This window comes from Nocardiopsis halotolerans DSM 44410 (genome assembly GCF_000341065.1).
Lineage (GTDB): Bacteria > Actinomycetota > Actinomycetes > Streptosporangiales > Streptosporangiaceae > Nocardiopsis > Nocardiopsis halotolerans.
In genome coordinates this window covers 16,867-40,410 of the sequence record NZ_ANAX01000246.1, presented here as the reverse complement: position 1 = coordinate 40,410, position 23,544 = coordinate 16,867, and the positions used below count along the sequence as shown (strand labels likewise).

The following is a 23,544-nucleotide window of genomic DNA, read 5'->3' as shown; positions in this document are numbered from 1 at the left end:
GACACCCAGCGCAGCCAGTAGTGGCGGATCATCGGACGGGCCACGGCCAGGGCGATCCCCAGGCGCAGGGCGCCCATCCCGGCGAGCAGCAGGCCGCCCACCAGGCCGATGACGAACGTGACCAGGTGCCCCCCGGGAACGCTGTCCTCGAAGAGCAGGACCAGGCCGACCACGCCGCACGCGGGGATGTAGAGCCGACCGGGCGGACGGGCGCCCCAGCTGATCAGGCGCTGGCCGAGCGTCGGCTGCTCCGCGATCTCGATCAGCTTGGCCAGGGACCTGTCAGGGTTCGGGCCGGAAGCTGCGGCGGACATGGCGTTCCCCCCACCGAATCCGTGTCAAGGAGACGCGGACCCGCGCGGACGCCAAGGGGGCCGCGGGGTATCGCGTCACAGTCGATACGACCGCCGTAGCGCGGCCTGTCCCACAGGATAGAGCAGTGGAGGGGCGTGTTCGGGGCGTCGGCGCGAAACGGCGGGTCTCCCTCCCCGTTCCCCGGACGTCCGGTGGCGGTGTCTCCGGTGCCGCACGGAGATCCTCGGTGAGAGGACGAGGTGGTCCCAGGACCAGCGTCCGCCGTTCACCGCCATCAGCACGCACACCGCCGTGACCAGCGCCGTCGTCCCCCACGAGGGGAGGGGCGCCAGCTCCGGCGCGCCCGCCGTGAGGGCGCCCAGCAGGGCCGCCGCGGCGAGCAGGGGGCCGGTCAGCCATGTGAGCAGGCCCACGGCGAAGGCGAGGGAGAGCGACACGAGCAGGGCGGGCAGGGCGGCCGCGGTGAAGGAGAGCGCGCCCAACCCGGTGGCGGAGAGCTGTTCGGCCACCGAGTCCTCCCGGCCACGCAGAGTGAACCCGTAACCGACGAACATCCATCCGACCCCGATCCGTACGAGGGCGGCGACGACGTCGTGGAGGCGGTCCCGGGAGATCCGTGGCCGGGGATACGGCCTGGCGCGCTGCATGTCCATCCCTCTCGGGCGGCCGACGGTACTGACAAGCGGAAACTACCCAAAGTGACGGTCAACAGCCTGGTGTTGTGGTCGGCGAGTCGCGCGGTTTCCGGTGGACCGAGGGGCGCGGGCTGTGGGAGTGCCTCCGCCGCTGGACCCCCGGTGACGTCGGTCGCGGGGGCGGTGCCGGTCCGTCCGGGGAAGGCGTCCGGGAGCGGGGTACCTCGGCACTAGGGTGGGACCGTGCCGACCACACCTTCACCAGCCACACCGCCCACCGCCCCCACCTACGAGCTGGAGGACGAACTCCGGGCCTCGGGGGCGCGGGTGGTCGCCGGTGTGGACGAGGTGGGCCGGGGCGCCTGGGCCGGCCCCCTCCTGGTCTGCGCCGCGGTCCCCGGCGAGGGCGCCCCGCCCTCCGGGCTGACCGACTCCAAGCGCCTGACCCCCAAACGCCGCCGTGAGCTCGCCGACCAGCTCCGGCCCTGGGTCGCCGACCACGCCTTCGGCTGGTCCTCCCCCGAGGAGATCGACGAGGTCGGCATGACCGAGGCCCTGCACCGGGCCTCCCGCCGCGCCCTGGACGCGCTCGCCCCACGGCCCGACGCCGTCATCCTCGACGGCAGACACGACTTCATCGGCCGCCCCTGGCGGGTCCGCACCTGCGTCAAGGGCGACCTGGCCTGTGTCAGCGTCGCCGCCGCGGCGATCCTGGCCAAGGTCCACCGCGACGCCCTCATGGCCGACCTGGCCGCCGACCACCCCGGCTACGGGTTCGAGAGGGCCGCCGGCTACCCCTCACCCGTGCACCGCGCCGCCCTCGCCGAGTCCGGACCCACCCCGCACCACCGCATGAGTTGGGCCTACCTCGACGACCTGCCCCGCTGGAGGCACCTGCGCAGGGTCCGCCCCGGCTCCGGCGGGCAGATACCCCTGCTGTGACCCTCCCGGCGCGCCGTGGAAGGAGGCGGGAGGCACCGACCAGGGGACACGACACGCTGTACCGCACTGGACATCCGCCCCACTTGGGGCAAGGCTGTGGCTGTGGACGTCGGTCCCCCCGACGCCATCCGGCCCGACCCCCGCCGGTCAGGAGAGCCGACCGCCCACGGACCCCCACGCAGGAAGGGGCATGGATGACGCGTGAGATGCGCTCCACCGCCGCCACGGAGCCGGGACGCCCCTCGGGACTCGACCGTCTGCGCGCCCTCTACCACCGGATCCCCCTCGGCCGACGCCTCGTGTCCGGCCTGGTCCTACTCACCGTGGTCGCCGTCGTCGCCTTCGTCACGGGAATCTCCGTCCTCGGCGCGGTCACCGGCACCCTCGTCCTGCTGATGGTCCTCGCCGCCCTCATGCGCTCGGTCGACGCCTTCGTCACCGTCATGGTGTGCGTGCTCTGGCTCGCCGTGGCCGTTCCCCTCTTCCAGATCCCCCTGACCGGCGAACCCGTCACGCTACTGGTCCTGCCCCTGCCCCCGCTCGTGGTCCTGGCGACCAGCCGGGCACGTGAGTTCCCCGCCTGGCACACCGCCGCCCTCGCCCTCACCGCCGGGCTCATCGCCGGGTTCTCCCTCGCCCTGGTCGGACTGGTCGTCGAGGCCTTCCCCGCGTCCTGGGGCATCGCCCTGCTCTACGCCGCCGCCGGCGCCTGCCTGTTGTGGCGGCTGTCGGCCTCCCACCAGATCAGGCGGGACAGCGAGGCCCACCGGAGGGAGACGGCCAGGTCCATGCCCGTCTCCCGGCGCACCGGTCCCCCGGGCGGCCAGGCAGACCAAGGCGGTACCGGCTCCCGTACCCAACCGCTGCGCGCACGTTCCGGCGCCGAATCCCGGAACGCCGCCGACGGCGAACCCTCCGAACCCGTCCCCGTCGACCAGGCCCTGGCCGAACTGGAGGACATGGTCGGGCTCGACCCGGTCAAACAGCAGGTGCGCGGGATCGCCGCCTCCATCGAGGCGGCCCGCCTACGCGCCGACGCGGGCTTCCCGGTCGAACGGCCGCTGCGCCACCTGGTCTTCTCCGGGCCGCCTGGCACCGGTAAGACCAGCGTCGCCCGCACCCTGGCCACCATCTTCCACTCCTTCGGCCTGCTGCCCACCTCCCGCGTGGTCGAGGCCCAGCGGGCCGACCTGGTGGGGGAGTACCTGGGCGCCACCGCCATCAGGACCAACGAGCTCGTGGACCGCGCGCTGGGCGGCGTGCTGTTCGTCGACGAGGCCTACTCCCTGGTCAACGAGGGCGACGGGCAGTCCGACCGGTTCGGCAACGAGGCCGTCCAGACCCTGCTCAAACGCGCCGAGGACGACCGTGACCAGCTCGTCGTCGTCCTGGCCGGGTACGAGAAGGAGATGGACGCCTTCCTGGCCTCCAACCCCGGCCTGGCCTCGCGCTTCGCCACCCGCATCACCTTCCCCAGCTACTCCGCCGACGAGCTCTTCCGCATCGCCGAGTCCCTCGTCCACCAGCGCGGCGACACCCTCGACGACGGGGCCGCGCAGACACTCCGGCGAAGATTCGACCAGGTGGTCCAGCGCGAGGTGGTCGACGAGCTCGGCAACGGCCGCTTCGCCCGCTCGGTGGTCGAGAAGGCCGCCCAGGCCCGCGACGTGCGCGTGGTCACCGCGGGAACGGACGGCGGCGGGCCCACGCCCCGGCCCGGCGCCGAGGACCTCATCACCGTCCGCTCCGCCGACGTGGAGTCCGCCTACCGGGAACTCACCTCCCGCCTGCCCGGATTCGGAGAGGCGCCCGGCATCGAGGAGGCGCTCGCCGAACTGGACGCCATGATCGGTCTGGAACCGGTGAAGGAGCAGGTCCGTTCCATCGTCGCCCAGCTGCGGGTGGCCAAGCTCCGCGAGGAGCAGGGGCTGCTCAACCAGGCGCCCATGCGGCACTTCGTGTTCTCCGGCCCTCCCGGCACCGGCAAGACCACCGTGGCCCGGGTGCTCGGCCGGGTCTTCGCCGCCCTGGGACTGCTCGGCCGCGCCGACGTGGTCGAGGCCCAGCGGGCCGACCTGGTCGGCGAGCACTTGGGCGCCACCGCGGTCAAGACCAACCGCCTCGTGGACCGCGCGCTGGGCGGCGTGCTGTTCGTCGACGAGGCCTACTCCCTGGTCAACCCCGGTTACAGCGGCGGCGACGCGTTCGGGGCCGAGGCCGTCCAGACCCTGCTCAAGCGGGCCGAGGACGACCGGTCCCGGCTCGTGGTCGTGCTCGCCGGCTACCCGGCGGAGATGGAGACCTTCCTGGCCTCCAACGCCGGGCTGTCCTCGCGGTTCAACGTGCGGGTGCGCTTCCCCTCCTACACCCCCGACGAGCTCACCGAGATCGCCGAGGCGGTGGCCGCGCGCACCGGTGACGCCTTCGACGACACCGCGCGCGGGGACCTGCGGAGCATCTTCACGCACGTGTGCGAGGCCGGGTGGATCGACGAGCTCGGCAACGGCCGCTTCGCCCGCTCCCTGTTCGAGAAGGCGTGCTCCCACCGCGACCTGCGGGTGTCGCAGGAGGTGGGCGAGGCCGCGACCGCCACCGAACTCACCGTGCTGACCAGTGCCGACGTCCGCAGGGCCTACGCCGAGGCCACGCAGTAGACCCGGGGGCCGCGGAGCCGCGGGCTGCTAGTGTCCGACACATGACCGCTTCTCCCACTTCATCCTCCGCGTCCCCCGTCACGCAGGCCCTCATCCTCGCCGGGGGCCAGGCCACCCGGTTGCGGCCCTACACCGACACCCGCCCCAAGGCGATGGTGGAGGTGGCCGGACGGCCCATCATCGACTACCAGCTGGAGTGGCTCACCGGCCACGGCGTCGAACAGGTCGTCGTCTCCTGCGGCTACAAGGCCGAGGTCCTGCGCGAGTACCTGGAGGCCCGTGGGACGGGACCGGAGATCACGCTCCTGGTCGAGGACGAACCGCTCGGGCGCGGCGGCGCCCTGCGCTTCGCCTCCACCGGGCTGCGTGACCAGGAAGCCCCCTACTTCGCGCTCAACGGGGACGTGCTCACCTGGTTCCCCCTGGACGAGATGACCGCCCACCACCGCGACAGGGGCGGGATGGCCACGCTGGCCCTGTCCCAGTTCCGTACGACCTGGGGCATCGTGGACGTGGACGACCGGGACCGGATCGAGGGCTTCACCCAGAGCCCGCTGCTTCCGGTGTGGATCAACGCGGGCGTGTACCTGTTCGAGCCGGGGATCACCCCGCTGCTGCCGACCAAGGGCGACCACGAGTCCTCCACCTTCCCCGAACTGGCCAAGGAGGGGCGTCTGACCGCCTACCGCATCGACGGGTTCTGGCGCGGAGTGGACACCGCCAAGGACGTCAAGGAGGCGGGGGAGCAGATCACCGCCATGCGCGAGGGTTCCTGACCGGGGATTCGAGCGTCCCCTCCGGGGAGAACCGGACGTCCGCTGACGTGGTCCTGGCGGGGTGGGTATCGTCACGAAGGTGACGAACGACGCTTTCCTCCTCTCCAGCGCTCCCAACTTCCGCGACCTCGGCGGCCACCGCACGGCCTCGGGCCACAGGGTCCGCCACGGCCTGGTGTACCGTTCCGACGCCCTCCACACGATCTCCGCGGACGAGCTGCCGGTCTACAACGGCTTCGGCATCCGGCAGCTCGTCGACCTGCGCACCCCGCACGAGCGGGAGACCCTGCCCGACATCATCCCGGAGGGCGCCGAGTACGCGGTCGTGGCCGTACAGAACCCGGAGGCGGCCGGGGCCAACTTCTCGCTGGCCCTCGCCGACCCGGAGAAGGCGCGCCAGATGTTCGCCGACGGCGCCGCCGAACGCTTCATGCACGGCGTGTACCGCGAGCTGGTCTCCGACGCCGAGGCGCTCACCGGCTACCGCGAACTGGTCGAACGCGTCGCCAACGGGCCGGGCGCCCTGGTCTTCCACTGCAGCGCGGGCAAGGACCGCACCGGGTGGGGCGCCGCCCTGCTGCTGGGCCTGCTGGGTGTGGACCGCGACGTGGTGGTCGCCGACTACCTCGCCAGCAACGAGCGCCAGGCCAACACCGACGAGTGGATGCGCAGGCTGGCGCGGCACAGCGATCTGGACTGGGAGGAGGTCGTCCCGATGACGCGGGTGCGCGCCGAGTACCTGGAGACCGCATTCGACCACGTCGACGAGGTCCACGGGTCCTTCGACGCCTACGTCAAGGAGGGGCTCGGGCTCTCCGACGGCACCGTCGAGCGGCTCCGCGAGCGCATGCTGGAGTAGGCCGTTCGGGCGACGGGTCCTGTCCGTCGTACTCGGGGTCGGGCCACTCCGGTCACACCAGGAGCGTTTCGGCCCGGTACCGCTAGAGCGAGTCCAGGCGGCGGCGCAGGTCGCTCTCCCCGGAGGCGGAGTCCAGCACCTCGGCCAGCGCGGCCAGCACCGTGGGCCGGTCTACACCCCGGTCCAGCATCCGGCGCGCCGCCGCCCACAGGTTCGCGGGTCTGCCGTGCCACAGCCGTCGGGCCAGGCGCTCGTGCCGGGCCAGATCCCGCTCCCGGTCGGGGTCGTCCCCCGTCACCGGCCGGTACCAGCGGTCCTGCCCGCTGGAGTGGCGGCCGGTGTGCGGCCTGGCGGCCTCGTACTCGCCGTAGTGGTCCAGCCGCAGCAGCGCCCGCCGCCCCCTCTCCGTGTCCGGATCGAACTCCTCCGGCGCCCACGTCACCAGTTCGCTCGCCAACAGCGGGAACGCGAACATCCGCCGCGCCAGCGACGCGAAGTCGCCGTCCGGCAGCAGCCGCCGCACCGCCTCCTGGCGCAGCCCCAGCGGCCGCGCCGGATCCCGGTAGGTGCGGGTGAACTCGGACGTGGACTCCCACACCGCGTCCAGCGTCGCCCCCACCGCCACCTCCGGCAGCCCGTTGCGTCCGCCCGCCCAACGCACCCACGCCGCCAGAACATGCGGCATGGCCTCCTGTTCCTCGGGCAGCAGCACCACCCTGCCGGGCAGCCAGTGCAGCAGGAACGACTCCACCTTGCGCGGGCTGACGCGCATCGGCCGACCGCTGTCCACGTCACAGCCGTGCGCGATGATGTGGTCGGCGCAACGGCTCGCCGCGTAGGAGTCGGAGAGCTCGGCGGCCTCGTCCGAGGCCAGGAACCGGGCGGCCAGAACCGCCCGCCGGTCGCGCCGCCACACCGGCACGGGGGAGGGGTCCACCCCGTCGGGCGGTCCGGGCAGCGCCCGTACCCGTGCGTTGACCAGTGCGAAGTGCGCGGCCAGCGAACCGCCGGTCAGGTCGGAGACCTTCAGGCCCACCGGCTCCACGGCCGGGCCCGAGGCCCGGTCCTCCGACGCGCCCGCCACCACCTGTCCGGTGCGCTCCAACGCCCGGGACAGCACCGCCCGCGCCTCGGTCAGCTCCACCTGCGAGAACCGGGCGAACTCGTCGGTCTCGGCTCTCTCCCGGCACCGTTGCAACAGCCGTTCGACCTTGGTGGTCACCCAGGCGTCCCGCAGCACACCGCCGCCGTTGTGGTCCAGGACCAGGATCAGCGCGTGCTCGGGCGGCAGTGACCCCGGATCACCGGTGTGGCCGCGGTCGCGGCTGAACACGCACACGAAATCGTCGGTGTCACCGAACTGGTCCGTGCTGACGTAGGCGGCCACGGGCGTGACCACGCCGAGCTGGGAGGCCCACTCGGGCACCTGGAGACCGCGTTCCCTGAGCGCGATCATCCCCTGTTCGGCCAGGCTCCGCTGTCCGGACGAGGTGCCCAGGGCGGTGATCGCCGCGAGCACGCCCAGCCCGGCGGGCTTGCCGGAGGCGGTGGCGTGTGCGATCAGGCCCTCGCCGAGCAGCCGTTCGACGTCCACGCCGGGAACCCGCTCACCCCACCAGGTGCCGAGCATCTCGCTGAAGGCCAGCTCGGCGTCGAGCGGGTGGCGCATGGCCAGCAGCGCCCTGGCGGCGCGCAGCATCTCGTCGAAGACGGCGCCGGGCACCGGTTCGGGACCTGTGGGTGGAGGTGTCGGGGAGGGCACCACCCGAGCGTATGCCAGACCCGGGTGTGGGCTCTGCCGCCCGACGGCTTCCGGACCCGTCCGGACCGGTCGGAGCACGACACCCCGCGGGGAACCGCGCCCTGCCGGGGAGCCGTGGGCTCAGCGCGGTTCCGGAACCCCGTGATGGCCGCCGAACAGGCCGGTCGCCGACCTGTGCGGCGCGGTCCTGATCGGTTGGGAGGGCGGCACGGAGTTCACCATCGCCTCCAGGTGTTCGCGGGCGACCCGCTCGACCAGATGCGGCGTGACCGTGATGCCCAGGTGTTCGACACAGTTCCAGGTGTCGCTGACACAGCGTTCGACACAGCGGTGGGACAGGGCACTGAACTCGTCGTGGAGCCGTGCCGAGATCCGCCTGAGATCCTGGACCGGGAAGGTCTGGAGCATTCTCGCTCACACCCCTAGCTGAAGATGGCCTGGACGGTGACCTTCACCCATTCCACTTGTTCTGAACAGACTGTCAACCCCTCTCCCGGCACGCTGTTGATAAAACCTCGGGGAAGCATCGTTTACCCGATCACCACCATCCCCGCAGGTCAACAAGGCGAAAAGGGCTTTTCGGGCATATAGCGTTCCTGTTCACCTGCATGGAACGCAAACCCGCCACGAACCCCCATCGCCGTGAATGCGCGGAAAACACGCCCGTGTGACTTCCGGCCCCTGTGATACGGGCGTCGGGTGGCCTATTATTTACCATCCGTGCCTGGAGACGGTGTCTCCCCACGACGGCCGTTGCGTGTGGACGGCTGTGTCTTATGCTTGAGCCGTGACAGCGGCCGAGAGGAGTCATCGAGCGTGACTTCCGAGAGCCGCGGAGCCCCCGATCACCTTCGGCGCCGCGCGACTCCCGGTCTTTGCGCCGTGGACGGCCGGTCGACAGGGGCCACGCGGTTCAGGCAGCACATCCCCCAACGAAACACGGATGGGGAATCGACGGTTCCGGAGGTGTCGAGCAGTTGAGCGCCGAGACGTCCATTCCACCACCCCGGATCAACGGCGCGGACCTCCCCGACGCGGTGAAATCCCTTCTCACCGACTCCCCGATCGGGTTCGCGCTCCTCGGCCCCGACGACGCCTTCGGCACGATCAACCAGCGTCTGGCCGACGCGGTGCTGGGCCGGACGCCCGCCGAGTGCCTGGGCCGGACCCCGGGAAGCCTGCTGGACGAGAGCGGGGACCCGACGGCGGCCGCCAGCCACCAGGCCTGCCTTGCCAGCGTGCGCGAGCACGGACACGCCGTCCGCGAACGCCACCGCACGCCCGCCGGGCAGCGGTGGGACCTGACCTGGTTTCCCGTCACCGAACCGGGAACGGGCGAGGAGCACGTCGCCCTCATCGCCGTCCGTGACGTCGGCCGCNCCCCCGCCGCGACGAGCAGCGGCTGCGCGCCCTGCTCCAGGTGGGCAACCAGATCGTCTGGACCGCCGGGCCCAGCGGCGATGTCCACGAGGACTCCCCCCGGTGGCGGGCCATCACCGGCCAGGACCTGGAGCGTTACCTGGGCCGGGGTTGGCTCGACGCGGTCCACCCCGACGACCGTTCCCGCGTCGAACGTGCCTGGGAGGACGCCGTCCTCGACGTCACCCCCTTCGACGCCATGTTCCGCGTGCGCACCGCGTCGGGCGGCTACGGCCACTACCGGGCCCGCGCCCACCCGATCATGGACGGACCCCGGGCCGCGGAGTGGGTCGGCACCCTCGTCGACATCACCACCGAGCGCGAGGCCGACGAACTCCGCCAGCGCCTGAACCAGCAGCTCAGCGAGGCGGCCATGCGCACCGCCCGCCTCCAGAAGGCCACCTCCGACCTGGCCGAGGCGCTCACCGCCGACGAGGTCGTCAACACCGTGTCCGAGATCGGCCGTTCCGGAGTGGGGGCCGACCACACCAGCGTCGTCCTGCTGGACCGGAACCGCCTGCGGCTGCGCACCATCGCCGCCACGCACGCCCATCCGCTGCCCAGGCCCGCATTCCCGGCGGACCACCCCGACATCGCCGCCAAGGCGATCGCCGACCGGCTTCCCCGCCTCGCCGCCAACCCGGCCGAGCTGGGCGCGCTGCTCGACGAGGCCCCAGAGGTCGCCGAACTCGTCCGCTCCACACCGGAGAGGGCCTGGGTCGCGCTGCCGATGATGGCCGCGGGGCGCCCCATCGGCGCGCTGCGCTTCGCCTTCTCCACGCCCCGGGAGGTCACGGACGAGGAGCGCGTGTTCCTGGAGGCCCTGGCCGGGCAGTGCGCGCTGGCCATCGGCCGCGCCACCCTCTACGAGCAGGAGCACAGCACCGCCGAGGAGCTCCAGCGCAGCATGCTGCCCGAGGAGCTGCCGGAGGTGCGGGGCGTACGCCTGGCCGCCTACTACCGCTCCGGATCGCAGAACGTACAGGTCGGCGGCGACTGGTACGACGCCTTCCCGCTGCCGGACGGCCGCGTCGCCGGGGTCCTGGGCGACGTCATGGGCAAGGGCATCCCGGCCGCGGCGGGAATGAGCCGCATCCGCAACGCGTTGCGCGCCCTGGCGTTCTCCATGCCCGAACCCGCCGACGTCCTCGCCGGACTGGACCGTATGTTCACGGCCACGGAGGGGATGGACCAGGTGACCACGCTGGTGTACTTCGTGCTGGACCCGGTCACCGGCCAGCTCGACCTCAGTAACGCGGGACACCTTCCGCCGCTGGTCGTGGCGGGTAGCGCCGGGCCGTCACTGCTGGACACCGAGCCCGACACCCCGCTCGGGATCAGCTCCGCGCGGGGTCACCACAAATTCTTCGTGCAACCCGGTAACACCGTCGCCCTGTACTCCGATGGACTGGTTGAGAACCGCAAACGGTCCGTCGACTCCGGACTCGACGAACTCGTCGACGTGGCGTCCTCGGCGCCTCCGGAGGTGGTGGGCGATCCACAGCAGATGCTGGAGTACCTTGTTGAGAGCATGCTCGATGGGTATGAGCAGGACGATGACGTCACTCTGCTCGCCGTTCAGCTTCCGGTGATCGACTCCGTGCCGGAGCGGTAGACGCCGGTCCGAGACGAACCGGTGGGCATCGGTCTGTGGCGGACCGGTGCGCACCAGTCCGTGCCGGATCGGTGTACCGGCGACAGACCGACAACAGACCGTACGAACAAGTCCATTGCCTTGCCTACAGTGAAGAAGCCGTTCCGCCCCGCGACGCGGAGGAATTCCCTGCGGGGATGACCTCCCGGAGCGCATACGCTTGACGGGGACGAATCCCGGGGAGCGCATACGCTTGAAAGACCAACGGCTTCCCCGCCCCAGTGGGGACGATCCCAGGCCGCAGGTGGGAGAGGGCGCCGTGCCCGGTCCCGGCCAGGCGGACCACCGGGTCCGACAATCTCGCCACACGTCCGTTCGAGAGGTGTTTGTGTCATCTGCCAGTTCGACTCGCTCGAAGCAGTCCGAGTCACTGCAAGAGCCCGTCATTCAGCAGCTGATCGAGCGTGGGCGGTCCCAGGGCTTCCTTGAGCCCGAGGACGTGCGCCGTGCCTTCGAAGAGGCCGAAATCCCGATGTCGCAGGCGCAGTCCGTGCTCCGCAGCCTCGCGAAGGAGGGCGTGACCGTACTCGTTCCCGAGTCGGCCTCCTCCCGGCGCAAGGCCCCGCGGCGTAAGGCGGCGACCACCAAGACGGCGGCCACGCGGTCCACCTCGACCAGGTCCACCAAGACCACCGCGGCGAGCAGGACCGCCAAGCCCGTGCGCGCGGCGGCGGCCCAGGAGCAGACCGAGACGGTCACCGCCGTGGTCGACTCCGTGGAGGACGGCGAGGGCACCGCCAAGAAGGCGGCCAGGAAGCCCGCGGCCAAGAAGTCCACCGCGGCCAAGCCCGCCAAGAAGGCGGCGCCCAAGAAGACCGCGGCGAAGAAGACCGCCGCCAAGGGTCCCAAGGCCACCGCGACCAAGAAGACGGCGGCCAAGGAGCTCGAACTCGCGGCGGACGGCGAGTTCGACGACGGCATGGACGACCTCGAGCACACCGGCGCCGAGCTGGAGCTGGTCGAGGACACGCCGGACCCGGCGGACAAGGACGCCAAGCCCGCCAAGCCCGAGGCCGTGGGTGCTCCCGCCAAGCCCGCCAACGAGGACGAGTCGTTCGTCCTCTACGACGACGATGACGACGCCCCGGCGGCGCAGGTCGTGGCGGCCGGTGCGACGGCGGATCCGGTCAAGGACTACCTCAAGCAGATCGGTAAGGTCCCGCTGCTCAACGCCGAGCAGGAGGTCGAGCTCGCCAAGCGGATCGAGGCCGGGCTCTTCGCCGAGGAGAAGCTGTCGGAGGAGGGCGAGCTGCTCACCTTCGAGCTCCGCGACGAGCTGGAGTGGATCGCCGAGGACGGCGGTCGCGCCAAGAAGCACCTGCTGGAGGCCAACCTCCGGCTGGTGGTGTCGCTGGCCAAGCGCTACACCGGTCGCGGCATGCTCTTCCTGGACCTGATCCAGGAGGGCAACCTCGGCCTGATCCGCGCCGTGGAGAAGTTCGACTACACCAAGGGCTTCAAGTTCTCGACCTACGCGACGTGGTGGATCCGCCAGGCGATCACCCGCGCCATGGCCGACCAGGCGCGCACCATCCGTATCCCGGTGCACATGGTCGAGGTCATCAACAAGCTGGCCCGCGTGCAGCGCCAGATGCTCCAGGACCTGGGTCGCGAGCCCACCCCGGAGGAGCTGGCCAAGGAACTCGACATGACCCCCGAGAAGGTCGTCGAGGTGCAGAAGTACGGCCGTGAGCCGATCTCCCTGCACACCCCGCTGGGTGAGGACGGCGACAGCGAGTTCGGTGACCTGATCGAGGACTCCGAGGCGATCCAGCCGGGCGAGGCGGTCAGCTTCACCCTGCTCCAGGAGCAGCTGCACTCGGTGCTGGACACGCTGTCCGAGCGTGAGGCGGGCGTGGTGTCCATGCGCTTCGGGCTCACCGACGGCCAGCCCAAGACTTTAGACGAGATCGGCAAGGTCTACGGGGTCACCCGCGAGCGCATCCGGCAGATCGAGAGCAAGACGATGTCGAAGCTCCGTCACCCGTCGCGTTCGCAGGTGCTCCGCGACTACCTGGACTAGGTTCCTCCAGGTGGTCGACCGGCTGGCGGGTCCGACCGTCGGCCGGGGACTGACGAGAACCGGACCGGCCCGGATGCGCCGTCCCGCCTGCCTGGGGCGGGACGGCGCACTCGGGATCCGGTGCCCCCGTGGTCCGCGCGGGTGTGGCGACTCCCGCGTGTGCCGGAGCATCCCCCGTGGTACTCCAGGGCGCCCGTCGTGCTCGGGAGCGTCCTTGGTCTCCCGGCACTGCGTGTCATCCATCCGACGGTGCCCATGTTGCCGCACGTACTGTAGGTGCGGCATAAAGTCGCGATACCGANNNGGCCGCCACTCCCCTTTCGCGTGCACGGCCGGAGCCCGGGACCGGCGCGGTCTCAGTCGCGGACGATGACGTCGAGGACGCGGGGAGCGGACAGCTCCACGGCGTGCCCCAGGTCGCGCAGGGCGTCCACCAGTTCTCCGGGGGTGGAGACGTCCACACCCTCCACGAGCAGGGACCGGGCGATGTCGCCCCGGGTGGCCTTGGCCATGTGGCTCACCACGGAACGCCTGACGACCCCGTCCACCACGCGCTCGCGCAGCACCTTGACGGTGACGCCGTTGCCTGGGGTGTAGGCGGCGGCGTAGGCGGCCGAGCGGCAGTCGACCAGGAGCTGGTCCCCGGTGAGCGCGTCCAGGGGCGCGGCCATCGCGCGCCGCCAGTAGGCGCCCAGACCGCCCAGCGGCGGCAGTTTCACACCCATGGACAGGCGGTAGGGGGGAAGCCGGTCGGCGGGACCGACCACGCCCCACAGCCCGGAGAAGACCAGGACCCTTCCGGCGGCCCCGGGAACGTCGGGCAGGCCGAGCCGGTCGTAGAGCACGCCCGTGTACAGGTCGGCCGCGCGCAGGGTCGGCGCGGTGGCCAGGTCGAGGTTCCGCTTGAGCGCGTCGGCCTGCCTGGCGCTGATGCCCAGGGTGTCCAGCGCGGTGTCCTCGGGTCCCGAGCACAGGTCCGCCAGCGCCGCCATGACCCTCTCCCGGGCCCCGGTCAGCTCCGGAAGGGTCAGAGTCCCGAGGTCGAGACGGGGACCCTCGCCGGAGGTGGCCTTGCCCTCGGACGGCGGCAGCAGGATGAGCATGGTGGAACTTCCCAGGTGGTGGTCGGGTACCAGCCCATGTTAGGCCGTGTCCGCGAACCGTCCCCGGTGGCGGAGGATCCGGACGGCGAGGGTGACGAAGACGACGCACAGCAGGACGAGGACGACCGCGCCGACGGGGGTGAAGCCCTTGAGGACGCCGCTCGGGTGCGCCCACACCAGGGCCAGGGCCAGGGCGCGCACCGGCCCCACCACGCGGGTCGACAGCAGGGCCACGGCGAGGAGGACCCAGTTGGCATGGCACGTCCACGCCAACACGTAACCCACGCTCGTCTGGGAGTAGACGTGGCCGACGACGTCGGTGGCGGTACCGGGGGAGTGGGCGTCGGCGAGCTGGAACAGTACGAAGTTCGCGCCCTCCGTGAAGCCCGTCACCACCACGCTCACCAGGCAGACCAACCCCGTGGCGGTACCCAGGACCGGGCGTGTGCGCGCCACGGAGGTCGCCAGTCCGACGAAGGCGGGTATCAGGGCCAGCTGTCCCACCAGCCAGAGTCCGTAGCCCCAGGCGAGCTGGTCGGGGTGGTCGGCGTACGCCGCGATCTGCTCCGGGAAGAAGAAGTGGTGTGGTGCCTTGACCAGCTCACCCGCCAGGAGGAGGAGCGGGGCCGCCACCAGGGAGACGACGGTCGGCCAGCGGCCGGGGAAGGGGCCGGGCACGGGAGCCTCGGCCCGTCCCGGTAGGTCGCGGCGCAGGGCCCGTGACAGGGAGCCCCGGGCGGGGAGACGTTTCCGGAGGGTGGAGCGCATACCGCCATCCTCGGTGCCGGGAGGCCGCTGCGTCAGGAACGCTGACACGACGTTCCGCCGGGTGCCCGCACCACCGGTCAGTCCTACCGGGAGGTGGTTCCGGGCGCCGAGAGCCCTCCGGATAACATCATGCGCTCACGGGCCGGAGGAGAGGGAGACGGCATGCACGAGTGGGCGCGGCGGGTGACGTCGGACTGGCCGCCGTTCGAGGTGGAGGAGCGCGGCGGCTGGCGGTTCGGGTTCGCCGAGGGGATCACCAAGCGCGCCAACAGCGCGCTCGTGCTGGACCCCGGAGCCGACGTCGCGGAGGTCACCGCCTACTACACCCGACGCGGGGTGCGGCCCTGCGTGCAGGTGTGGCCGGGCGAGGAGGAGGTGGACCGGCGGCTGGACGAGCACGGGTACGCGGTGGTGGAACCCTCGCTGGTCCTGGCACGCGACCTCGGTGAACGCCCCGAGGCCCCCGGCACGTCGTCGGTGTCGGCCTCTCCCGGTGCCGGATGGTCCGCTCCGGAGGCCGCACGCATCCTCGGTCCGGTGAACGCCGCCTACGGCGTGGCCGCGGAGGGCCGGGGGCGGGGAGCCGCGGTGCTGGACGGGGAGTCGGTGGCGGTCTGCGCCATGTTCACCGCGCCCGGGGCACGCGGGCGCGGCGTGGCCTCCGGGCTGCTGGCCGACCTGCTGCGCTGGGGGTACGACGGGGGCGCGCGGCGGGCCTACCTGTGTGTGGTCGCCGACAACGCCCCGGCCCTGCGGCTGTACGAGCGCGCCGGGTTCACCCGGGTGTCGCGCTACCACAACCGGGTGCTGGAGCACACACCCCGCACACACGGGGGCGGCGGCTCCTGAGGAGGAGCCGCCGCCGACGTTCAGGCCTGTTCTGTTGTGCTCTGTGGCTAACGCTCGTCCGTCTTGCTCTCGTGGAGCTTGTCGGTCTCGTCCTGGATGTCCGAGGCGATCTTGCGGAGAGAGTCGTCGTGCTTGCGCATGTGGTGGGCGCAGAACAGCAGCTCGCCGCCGGAGTTCAGCAGCACCCGGACGTAAGCCTGCGCACCACAGCGGTCGCAACGGTCAGCAGCCGTCAGCGGCTGGGGGGGGGCAAGGGTTCCAGTCACTTCGCCATCCTCAATACTCGGCGTTAGTCACCTCTGACAACATTTAACCCGACCAGGACGTTCCCAACCTGGTCCCCTGTACGCCGACAGCGGAATCTGCCTGGTTGATGCCCTGGTGTTGTCTCATGTCCTGGTTGTACCCGGTCGCGGGCCCCGCATCCCAGGAAAAGGGGAGTATCCGGGTCGCATCCACCAGAGGTGGTAGTCTCGCGCGGGGCAGGCCCCCGTCCTCCCGCCGTGTCCCCGGTGGTAGCGAGAGACCGGCACGCCGCCCCCTTATCGTCAGTGCGGCGCGGTACAAAGGGCACGCACCGCATCAGCGCCCCGATGGCCCTCAAGACGCAGGAGATGTCCGAGTGACAGCCTTGACCGCAGCCGTCCACGACCCCGAGGATTACTCGGCCCGGCACCTGTCGGTCCTCGAAGGTCTGGAGGCGGTGCGCAAACGGCCGGGCATGTACATCGGGTCCACCGACAGCCGCGGCCTCACCCACTGCATGTGGGAGATCATCGACAACTCCGTGGACGAGGCCCTGGGCGGCTTCTGCGGCAGGATCGACGTCACCCTGCACGCCGACGGATCGGTGTCGGTGAGTGATGACGGCCGGGGCATCCCCGTGGACGCCGAGCCCAAGTCCGGCCTGTCCGGTGTGGAACTGGTCATGACCAAACTCCACGCGGGCGGTAAGTTCGGCTCCGGCTCCTACACGGCCTCCGGCGGCCTGCACGGTGTCGGCGCCTCGGTGGTCAACGCCCTGTCGGCCCGTGTGGACGTCGAGGTCGACCGCCAGGGCCGTACCCACGCGATCAGCTTCCGGCGGGGCATCGCCGGGCGTTTCGCCGGGGCCGGGCCCGACGCCGAGTTCACGCCCGCCTCGGGCCTGGAGCAGGTCCGCAAGGTGGCCCAGAAGATCACCGGAACCCGTATCCGGTTCTGGCCGGACACGCAGATCTTCCTCAAGGACGCCGAGATCGCCCGTGAGGCGCTCCTGGACCGGGCCCGCCAGACCGCGTTCCTGGTGCCCGGTCTGACCATCGCCGTGCGCGACGAGCGCACCGAGGGGGAGCCCGCCCACGAGGAGGAGTTCCGCTTCGACGGCGGGATCAGCGAGTTCTGCACCTTCCTGGCCCCCGACGAGGCGGTCAGCGACGTGCTGCGCATCCAGGGCAGCGGCAACTTCACCGAGACCGTCCCGGTCCTGGACGACGCCGGGCACATGGTGCCCGCCGACGTCGAGCGCCGCCTGGACGTGGACGTCGCCCTGCGCTGGGGAACCGGCTACGACACCAACGTGCGTACGTTCGTCAACGTCATCGCCACCCCCAAGGGCGGCACCCACCTCAACGGTTTCGAGCGCGCCCTGGTGCGGGTGATCAACGAGCAGCTGCGCACCACCAAGCTGCTGAAGAACAGCGACGACCCCGTCACCAAGGACGACACCCAGGAGGGGCTCACCGCGGTCGTCACCGTCCGCCTTCCCGAACCCCAGTTCGAGGGCCAGACCAAGGAGATCCTCGGCACCTCCGCGGCCGCCAAGATCGTCTCCCAGGTGGTCGGCAAGGAACTGCGCGAGTTCCTGACCTCGACCAGGAAGGTGGAGAAGGCCAGGGCCCGCGCCGTGCTGGAGAAGGTCGTCGGCGCCGCCAAGGCACGCCTGGCCGCGCGTCAGCAGAGGGAGACCCAGCGGCGCAAGAACGCCCTGGAGAGCTCGGCGCTGCCCGCCAAGCTGGTGGACTGCCGCAGCGAGGGCCTGGAGCACAGCGAACTGTTCATCGTCGAGGGTGACTCGGCCCTGGGCACCGCCAAGCTGGCCCGCGACTCGGAGTTCCAGGCGCTGCTGCCGATCCGGGGCAAGATCCTCAACGTGCAGAAGTCCTCGGTCACCGACATGCTCAAGAACGCCGAGTGCGCGGCCATCCTCCAGGTGGTCGGGGCCGGTTCGGGGCGCACCTTCGACATCGACGCCGCACGCTACGGCCGCATCATCCTCATGGCCGACGCCGACGTCGACGGCGCGCACATCCGCTGCCTGCTGCTCACGCTCATCTACCGCTACATGCGGCCGATGCTGGAGGCCGGGCGGGTGTTCGCGGCCGTGCCGCCGCTGCACCGCATCGAGCTGACCAACACCCGCCGCAAGCGCGGGGGCAAGCCCCAGGACCGCTACATCTACACCTACTCCGACGCCGAGCTCTCCCGCACGCTGCTGGACCTGGAGAAGCGCAAGATCTCCTGGAAGGAGCCGGTGCAGCGGTACAAGGGCCTGGGCGAGATGGACGCCGACCAGCTGGCCGAGACCACCATGGACCCGCGCCACCGCACCCTGCGCCGGATCCGGGTGGAGCAGGCAGAGGAGGCCGCATCGGTGTTCAGCCTGCTGATGGGCAACGAGGTCGCCCCGCGCCGCCGCTTCATCCAGCAGGGCGCCCAGGAGCTGGACGTGGCCCGCATCGACACCTGACCGGGAACCCTCAGGGGGTCTGGGGAGGTTCCCAGACCCCCTCGTCGAGGAAGCGGTCGATGGCCGCCCGGTAGGGAGCGGGGTCCAGCCCCCTCTCCGCAACCCAGGCGTCGTTGTAGTAGCTGTGCTGGTAGCGTTCGCCGCCGTCGCAGATCAGGGTGACCACGCTGCCCCGGCGGCCCTCACGGAGCATCCTGGCGACCAGGTGCCACACCCCCCACAGGTTCGTGCCCGTGGAGCCCCCGGCGGACAGCCCGGTGCGGTCGTGCAGGTGGCGCATCGCGGCGATGCTCGCGGCGTCGGGCACCGGCATCATCAGGTCGATCACCGACGGGACGAAACTCGGCTCCATGCGGGGGCGGCCGATCCCCTCGATCCGGGAGGGCATGCCCGTGGCGTAGTCGGGGGCGCCGGTCACCCAGCCGGGGAAGAACGCCGAGTTCTCGGGGTCCACCACCGCCAGGCGGGTGGCCAGGCGCCGGTAGCGCAGGTAGCGCCCGATGGTGGCGGAGGTGCCACCGGTGCCCGCGCCCACCACGATCCACTCGGGACACGGGTGGCGCTCCATGCCGAGCTGTTCGAAGATCGACTCGGCGATGTTGTTGTTGCCGCGCCAGTCGGTGGCCCGCTCGGCGTAGGTGAACTGGTNGCCGGTCTCGGCGGCCAGCCGCTCGGCCTCCGCGTACATCTCGGGCGGGGCGTCCACGAAGTGGCACCTGCCGCCGTGGCGCTCGATCAGGGCGATCTTCTCGGGGCTCGTCCTCCTCGGGATGACGGTGATGAACTCCAGCCCGATCAGCTGTGCGAAGTAGGCCTCCGACACCGCCGTGGAGCCCGAGCTGGCCTCGATGATCGTGGTGCCCTCACGGATCCACCCGTTGGCCAGCCCGTACAGGAACAGCGAGCGCGCCAGCCGGTGCTTGAGGCTGCCGGTGGGGTGCACGGACTCGTCCTTGAGGTACAGGTCGATGCCCCACCCGGGGGGAAGCGGGAACACGTGCAGGTGGGTGTCGGCCGAGCGGTTGGCGTCCGCGACGACCCGGCGCACCGCCTCGTCGGCCCAGGAACGGACGCTGTCGTCGCAACGGTCCACCCACGGGGCGCCGTCGCCCGGTTCCGGACCTGTCGGTGAGGATGCCATGCCCAGCAGGGTAGCCCGTCCGCGCGTACGGGGGCCGGGCCCTTGGGCCCGGCCCCGCTCCGCGGGGTGGCTCGTGGGCCGGCCGGATGTGGTGCCGGTGTGACCACCGGGGTGTTCCCGCCTCGGACGATCCCGTGCCTGTGGCGAGGGTGGAGCGCCGGGACGCGCCACGGGTACGAGACCACGGCGGGACGGCGCACCGGCCAACGGTTCAGTCCAGCGAACCGCCGGACATCACGGAGTACATGCGCCGGTAGGTGGCGGCCTCCTCGTGTCGGCTCTGGCGCTCCAGCGTGCGTGCGAGCGCGATGTGCGCCCAGTTGTCCACGGGGTCCAGCTCGATGATCCTGCGGAAGGTCCGCTCGGCCTTGTTGAGCTGTGCGGAGTGGAAGTAGGCGCGGCCCAGCAGCTCCAGCAGGGAACGGCTCTCGGGTTCGTGCTCGGCGATCGGTTCGAGGATGCGGGCGGCGTAGATGGGGTCGCCCAGCTCCAGGAACATACGGGCGCGGTTGAAGGTGTCGTAGGTGTTGTCTGCCACGGTGCTCCTTCCGACGGCGCGGGGCCGTCCGGGGTCACAACGGCCGAGGTGGCGGCCGCATTCCCCGGGCGTGTGGGGCGGAGGCGCCCTCGGGGTGCGCTTCGCGCCTCCGTCCCCACTGGGGAGATCCCCGCGCACGCGCGGCGCACACGTGTCCGGTCGCCGCGATCGGTCGGAGCGTCAGAGGCCGGCGGGTTCGACCCTGCCGGTGTCCACGTCGTAGATCGCGCCCATCACCGGCAGCCCCTCGGGCAGCAGAGGGTGGTGGCGGATGCGCTCCAGGTCGTGCCGGAGGGCCCCCAGCTGGTCGTTGTCGGTGTGGAACTCCAGGCTGCGGGTGTCCACCCCGTACTGCTCCTGGATGAGGTCGTGGACGGCGTCGTCGCTCTCCACCGAGGCCATCCTGCACCGGGTGTGCGGCATGACCATCACGCGGTCCACGCCGAGCAGGTACACCGCCAGGACCAGGGTGCGCAGGGTGTCGTCGGTCACCCGGGCGCCCGCGTTGCGGAGGATCTTGGCGTCCCCCTGCTTCAGTCCCAGCATGTCAAGGGGCTCGATCCTGGAGTCCATGCAGGTCACCAGGGCCAGACCGCGAGCAGCGATCGGCTGGAGGCCCTTCAGGGAGAAGGACCGGGCGTAGGCCTCGTTGCCCGCGAGAAGGTCCTCGAAGGCATCCGTCGGAGGGACGGCGCCGCTGTTGTCGCTCACGTGGGTTCGCTCCCTTGTCCGTGTCGTGGACGCGCCGCGCGACGGTGCGCGCGACGGTGCGCGCGGCGCGTGCGTGTGGGCGTGACGTGTCAGGCGTCCGCTCCGGGGACGGTGATCCCGGAGTCGGTCTGACCACTACCTACGGTAACGATCGCCCGTGGCAGGGCCTCACCCGACCCGTCCCTGCGCTCGCTCAGGTCGGGCAGGCGGACCGGCTTGCCGTCCGCGCGCGCGGCGCGGGCCGGTGAGCGCCCGATCCACCCGAACAGCAGCGTGTCCTCGCCCTTGAGGTAGCGGTGGCAGCGCACACCGCCGGTCGCGCGGCCCTTGGTCGGGTAGGTCTCGAACGGTGTGACCTTGGCCGAACCGGCCTGGGTGCCCTCCAGGGCGCTGGAGGAGCCGGAGACGGTGACCACCACCGAGTCCTCCGGGCTGGGTACGGCGCCGAACCACAGCACCCGGGCCTCCTCCGACAGGCGGATACCCGCCACACCGCCCGCGGGCCGTCCCTGGGGCCGTACGGTGCTCGCGGAGAAGCGCAGCAGCTGCGCCTCGGAGGTGATGAAGGCCAGGTCCTCCTCGCCCGTGGACAGCTGGGTGACGCCCACGACCCGGTCGTCGTCCCTGAGCGTCAGGATCTCGAAGTCGTCCTTGTTGGGCGGGTAGTCCGGGGCGACCCGTTTGACCACGCCGCCGCGCGTCCCCACGACGAAGCCGGGGCCGGAGGCGTCCATCGCCACCACCGACACCACCCGTTCGTCCCCGTCGAGCTGGACGAACTCGGACACCGCCAGCCCCGAGGCCAGCGGCGGGCTCCCCTCGCCCTCGTCGGGCAGTTCGGGCAGCTCCACCACCGGCACGCGGATCATCCGTCCGAGGTCGGTGACCAGCCCGACGTCGGAGCGCGAGGTGGTGGGGACGGACACGTGGACCGCGTCGTGCCGGGTGCGCAGGCCCTCGTACACGCGCGGCACGGTGGCGCCCTTGCTGCGGCCGATCGTGCCGTCCACGCCCATCAGCACGTGACAGGGCTGGTCGGCCATCTCCAGCGGGATCACCGCGCTGCGGGCCGCGCCGTCGCTCTCGCGCAGCTCGGTGCGGCGCGGGGTGGCGAACTCCTTGGCGACGTCGCCCAACTCCTTGGAGACCAGGCGGCGCAGCTTCTTGTCCGACTCCAGGATCGCGGTGAGGGCCTCGACCTCCTTGTTGAGCTTGTCCCGCTCGGTCTCCAGCTCCAGCCGGTCGAAACGGGTCAGGCGGCGCAGCGGGGTGTCCAGGATGTAGCGGGCCTGGACCTCCGAGAGGTCGTAGGCGCCCATGAGCGCCTCGCGGGCCGCCGCGGTGTCGTCGGCCTCGCGGATCAGGGCGATGACCCGGTCGATGTCCAGCAGGGCCACGAGCAGGCCGTCCACCAGGTGCAGGCGCTCCTGGCGCTTGGTGCGGCGGAACTCGCTGCGGCGGCGCACCACGTCGAGGCGGTGGTCGACGTAGACCTGGAGGAGTTCGCGCAGGCCCAGCGTCTGGGGCTGGCCGTCCACGAGGGCGACGTTGTTGATGCCGAAGGACTCCTCCATCGGCGTGAGCCGGTACAGCTCCTCCAGGACGGCCTCGGGGTTGAAGCCGTTCTTGAGTTCGATGACCAGGCGCAGTCCCTGGTTGCGGTCGGTCAGGTCCTTCAGGTCGGAGATGCCCTGGAGCTTCTTGGACTGCACCAGCTCCTTGATCCGGCTGACGACCTTCTCCGGGCCCACGCTGTAGGGCAGCTCGGTGACCACCAGGCCGGTGCGGCGCGCGGACACCTTCTCGATGGAGACGGTGGCACGGGTCCTGAAGGTGCCCCGGCCGGTCCGGTAGGCGTCGCGGATGCCGTCCAGACCGATGATGGTGCCGCCGGTGGGCAGGTCCGGACCCGGCACGAACTCGGTGAGGTCCTCCAGGGTGGCGTCGGGGTGGGCGACCAGGTGGCGGGCCGCCGTGATGACCTCGCCCAGGTTGTGGGGGGCCATGTTGGTGGCCATACCCACCGCGATACCGGAGGCTCCGTTGACCAGCAGGTTCGGGAAGGCCGCGGGCAGGACGTCGGGTTCGGTCTCCTGCCCGTCGTAGTTGGGCTTGAAGTCGACGACGTTCTCGTCCATGGAGGCGACCAGCAGCTCGGCGGCGCGGTCCAGACGGGCCTCGGTGTAGCGCATGGCGGCGGGCGCGTCGTCACCGCCCAGGGAACCGAAGTTGCCGTGGCCGTCGACCAGCGGGACGCGCATGGCGAAGGGCTGACTCAGGCGCACGAGCGCGTCGTAGATGGCGCTGTCGCCGTGGGGGTGGAGGCGGCCCATCACGTCCCCGACGACGCGGGCGCACTTGACGTGGCCGCGGTCGTGCCGGAGCCCCATCTCGTTCATCTGGTAGAGGATGCGCCGCTGCACCGGTTTCATACCGTCGCGGGCGTCCGGTAGCGCGCGTTGGTAGATCACCGAGTAGGCGTACTCCAGGAAGCTGCCGCGCATCTCCTCGGAGACGTCGATGTCAATGATCTTCTCGGCGAGATCCTCGGGGGGACGGGAAGTAGTACGGGCCATGTCCGTAATTCTGGCCTGTGCCAGAGACTGAAACGTACACGGGAGCGTGGTTGGGCGCGTGTGAGTCGTGTGACGGAGTGCCGCCCGCGAC

Annotated in this window: 17 protein-coding genes and 2 pseudogenes; 8 read left to right on the top strand and 11 right to left on the bottom strand. The window is 71.2% G+C overall.

What is annotated here, in order from left to right:
- Positions 1-314, bottom strand: a pseudogene (locus D455_RS0119255) (hypothetical protein); the annotation flags it as partial.
- Between the two features lie 75 nt (positions 315-389).
- Entirely contained in the window at positions 390-962 is a 573-nt protein-coding gene (locus D455_RS0119250; protein ID WP_026122785.1) for a DoxX family protein, read from the bottom strand.
- A gap of 231 nt (positions 963-1,193) precedes the next feature.
- On the opposite strand from D455_RS0119250, the gene D455_RS0119245 reads away from it, so the two are divergent.
- The 4 genes from D455_RS0119245 (at position 1,194) to D455_RS0119230 (ending at position 6,181) form a co-directional block, all read left to right on the top strand.
- A complete protein-coding gene (locus D455_RS0119245; protein WP_017572339.1) occupies positions 1,194-1,892 on the top strand; it encodes a ribonuclease HII in 699 nt (232 codons plus the stop codon).
- A 194-nt stretch (positions 1,893-2,086) separates the two neighbouring features.
- Entirely contained in the window at positions 2,087-4,546 is a 2,460-nt protein-coding gene (locus D455_RS0119240) for an AAA family ATPase (protein ID WP_017572338.1), read from the top strand.
- Between the two features lie 41 nt (positions 4,547-4,587).
- Entirely contained in the window at positions 4,588-5,322 is a 735-nt protein-coding gene (locus D455_RS0119235) for a nucleotidyltransferase family protein (RefSeq protein WP_017572337.1), read from the top strand.
- A gap of 61 nt (positions 5,323-5,383) precedes the next feature.
- Positions 5,384-6,181, top strand: a complete 798-nt coding sequence (locus D455_RS0119230; RefSeq protein WP_017572336.1) for a tyrosine-protein phosphatase — start codon at positions 5,384-5,386, stop codon at positions 6,179-6,181.
- 82 nt (positions 6,182-6,263) lie between these two features.
- Here D455_RS0119230 and D455_RS0119225 read toward each other — a convergent pair whose 3' ends face one another.
- Both D455_RS0119225 and D455_RS0119220 read right to left on the bottom strand, forming a co-directional pair.
- A complete protein-coding gene (locus tag D455_RS0119225) occupies positions 6,264-7,880 on the bottom strand; it encodes a hypothetical protein (protein ID WP_026122784.1) in 1,617 nt (538 codons plus the stop codon).
- A 183-nt stretch (positions 7,881-8,063) separates the two neighbouring features.
- Positions 8,064-8,351 carry a hypothetical protein gene (locus tag D455_RS0119220; protein WP_017572334.1) on the bottom strand — a complete coding sequence of 96 codons (288 nt, stop codon included), beginning with the start codon at positions 8,349-8,351 and terminating at the stop codon, positions 8,064-8,066.
- 569 nt (positions 8,352-8,920) lie between these two features.
- On the opposite strand from D455_RS0119220, the pseudogene D455_RS31010 reads away from it, so the two are divergent.
- Positions 8,921-10,977, top strand: a pseudogene (locus D455_RS31010) (SpoIIE family protein phosphatase).
- Between the two features lie 367 nt (positions 10,978-11,344).
- A complete protein-coding gene (locus tag D455_RS0119210; RefSeq protein ID WP_152487104.1) occupies positions 11,345-13,039 on the top strand; it encodes an RNA polymerase sigma factor in 1,695 nt (564 codons plus the stop codon).
- A gap of 356 nt (positions 13,040-13,395) precedes the next feature.
- On the opposite strand, the gene yaaA is transcribed toward D455_RS0119210, so the two are convergent.
- Both yaaA and D455_RS0119200 read right to left on the bottom strand, forming a co-directional pair.
- Positions 13,396-14,142, bottom strand: a complete 747-nt coding sequence (yaaA, locus tag D455_RS0119205; protein WP_017572331.1) for a peroxide stress protein YaaA — start codon at positions 14,140-14,142, stop codon at positions 13,396-13,398.
- Between the two features lie 39 nt (positions 14,143-14,181).
- The gene (locus D455_RS0119200; protein ID WP_017572330.1) at positions 14,182-14,910 is read right to left on the bottom strand and encodes a hypothetical protein; all 729 of its coding nucleotides are present in this window, start codon (positions 14,908-14,910) and stop codon (positions 14,182-14,184) included.
- A gap of 162 nt (positions 14,911-15,072) precedes the next feature.
- Here D455_RS0119200 and D455_RS0119195 point away from each other — a divergent pair, with 162 nt between their 5' ends.
- Positions 15,073-15,759 carry a GNAT family N-acetyltransferase gene (locus tag D455_RS0119195; protein WP_017572329.1) on the top strand — a complete coding sequence of 229 codons (687 nt, stop codon included), beginning with the start codon at positions 15,073-15,075 and terminating at the stop codon, positions 15,757-15,759.
- A gap of 47 nt (positions 15,760-15,806) precedes the next feature.
- Here the strand turns inward: D455_RS0119195 and D455_RS0119190 are convergent, their stop codons facing one another.
- Positions 15,807-16,025 (bottom strand): DUF7455 domain-containing protein, encoded by a 219-nt coding sequence (locus tag D455_RS0119190; RefSeq protein WP_026122782.1) that lies wholly within the window; start codon positions 16,023-16,025, stop codon positions 15,807-15,809.
- 356 nt (positions 16,026-16,381) lie between these two features.
- On the opposite strand from D455_RS0119190, the gene D455_RS0119185 reads away from it, so the two are divergent.
- A complete protein-coding gene (locus tag D455_RS0119185) occupies positions 16,382-18,487 on the top strand; it encodes a DNA gyrase/topoisomerase IV subunit B (protein ID WP_026122781.1) in 2,106 nt (701 codons plus the stop codon).
- Positions 18,488-18,497: 10 nt separating this feature from the next.
- Here D455_RS0119185 and D455_RS0119180 read toward each other — a convergent pair whose 3' ends face one another.
- The 4 genes from D455_RS0119180 to D455_RS0119165 form a co-directional block, all read right to left on the bottom strand.
- A complete protein-coding gene (locus tag D455_RS0119180) occupies positions 18,498-19,628 on the bottom strand; it encodes an L-cysteine desulfhydrase Cds1 (protein WP_017572326.1) in 1,131 nt (376 codons plus the stop codon).
- Between the two features lie 211 nt (positions 19,629-19,839).
- Positions 19,840-20,166, bottom strand: a complete 327-nt coding sequence (locus tag D455_RS0119175) for a tetratricopeptide repeat protein (protein ID WP_017572325.1) — start codon at positions 20,164-20,166, stop codon at positions 19,840-19,842.
- 180 nt (positions 20,167-20,346) lie between these two features.
- Positions 20,347-20,877 (bottom strand): beta-class carbonic anhydrase, encoded by a 531-nt coding sequence (locus tag D455_RS0119170; RefSeq protein WP_017572324.1) that lies wholly within the window; start codon positions 20,875-20,877, stop codon positions 20,347-20,349.
- Positions 20,878-20,966: 89 nt separating this feature from the next.
- Entirely contained in the window at positions 20,967-23,453 is a 2,487-nt protein-coding gene (locus tag D455_RS0119165; protein WP_026122780.1) for a DNA gyrase/topoisomerase IV subunit A, read from the bottom strand.
- Positions 23,454-23,544: the final 91 nt, after the last annotated feature.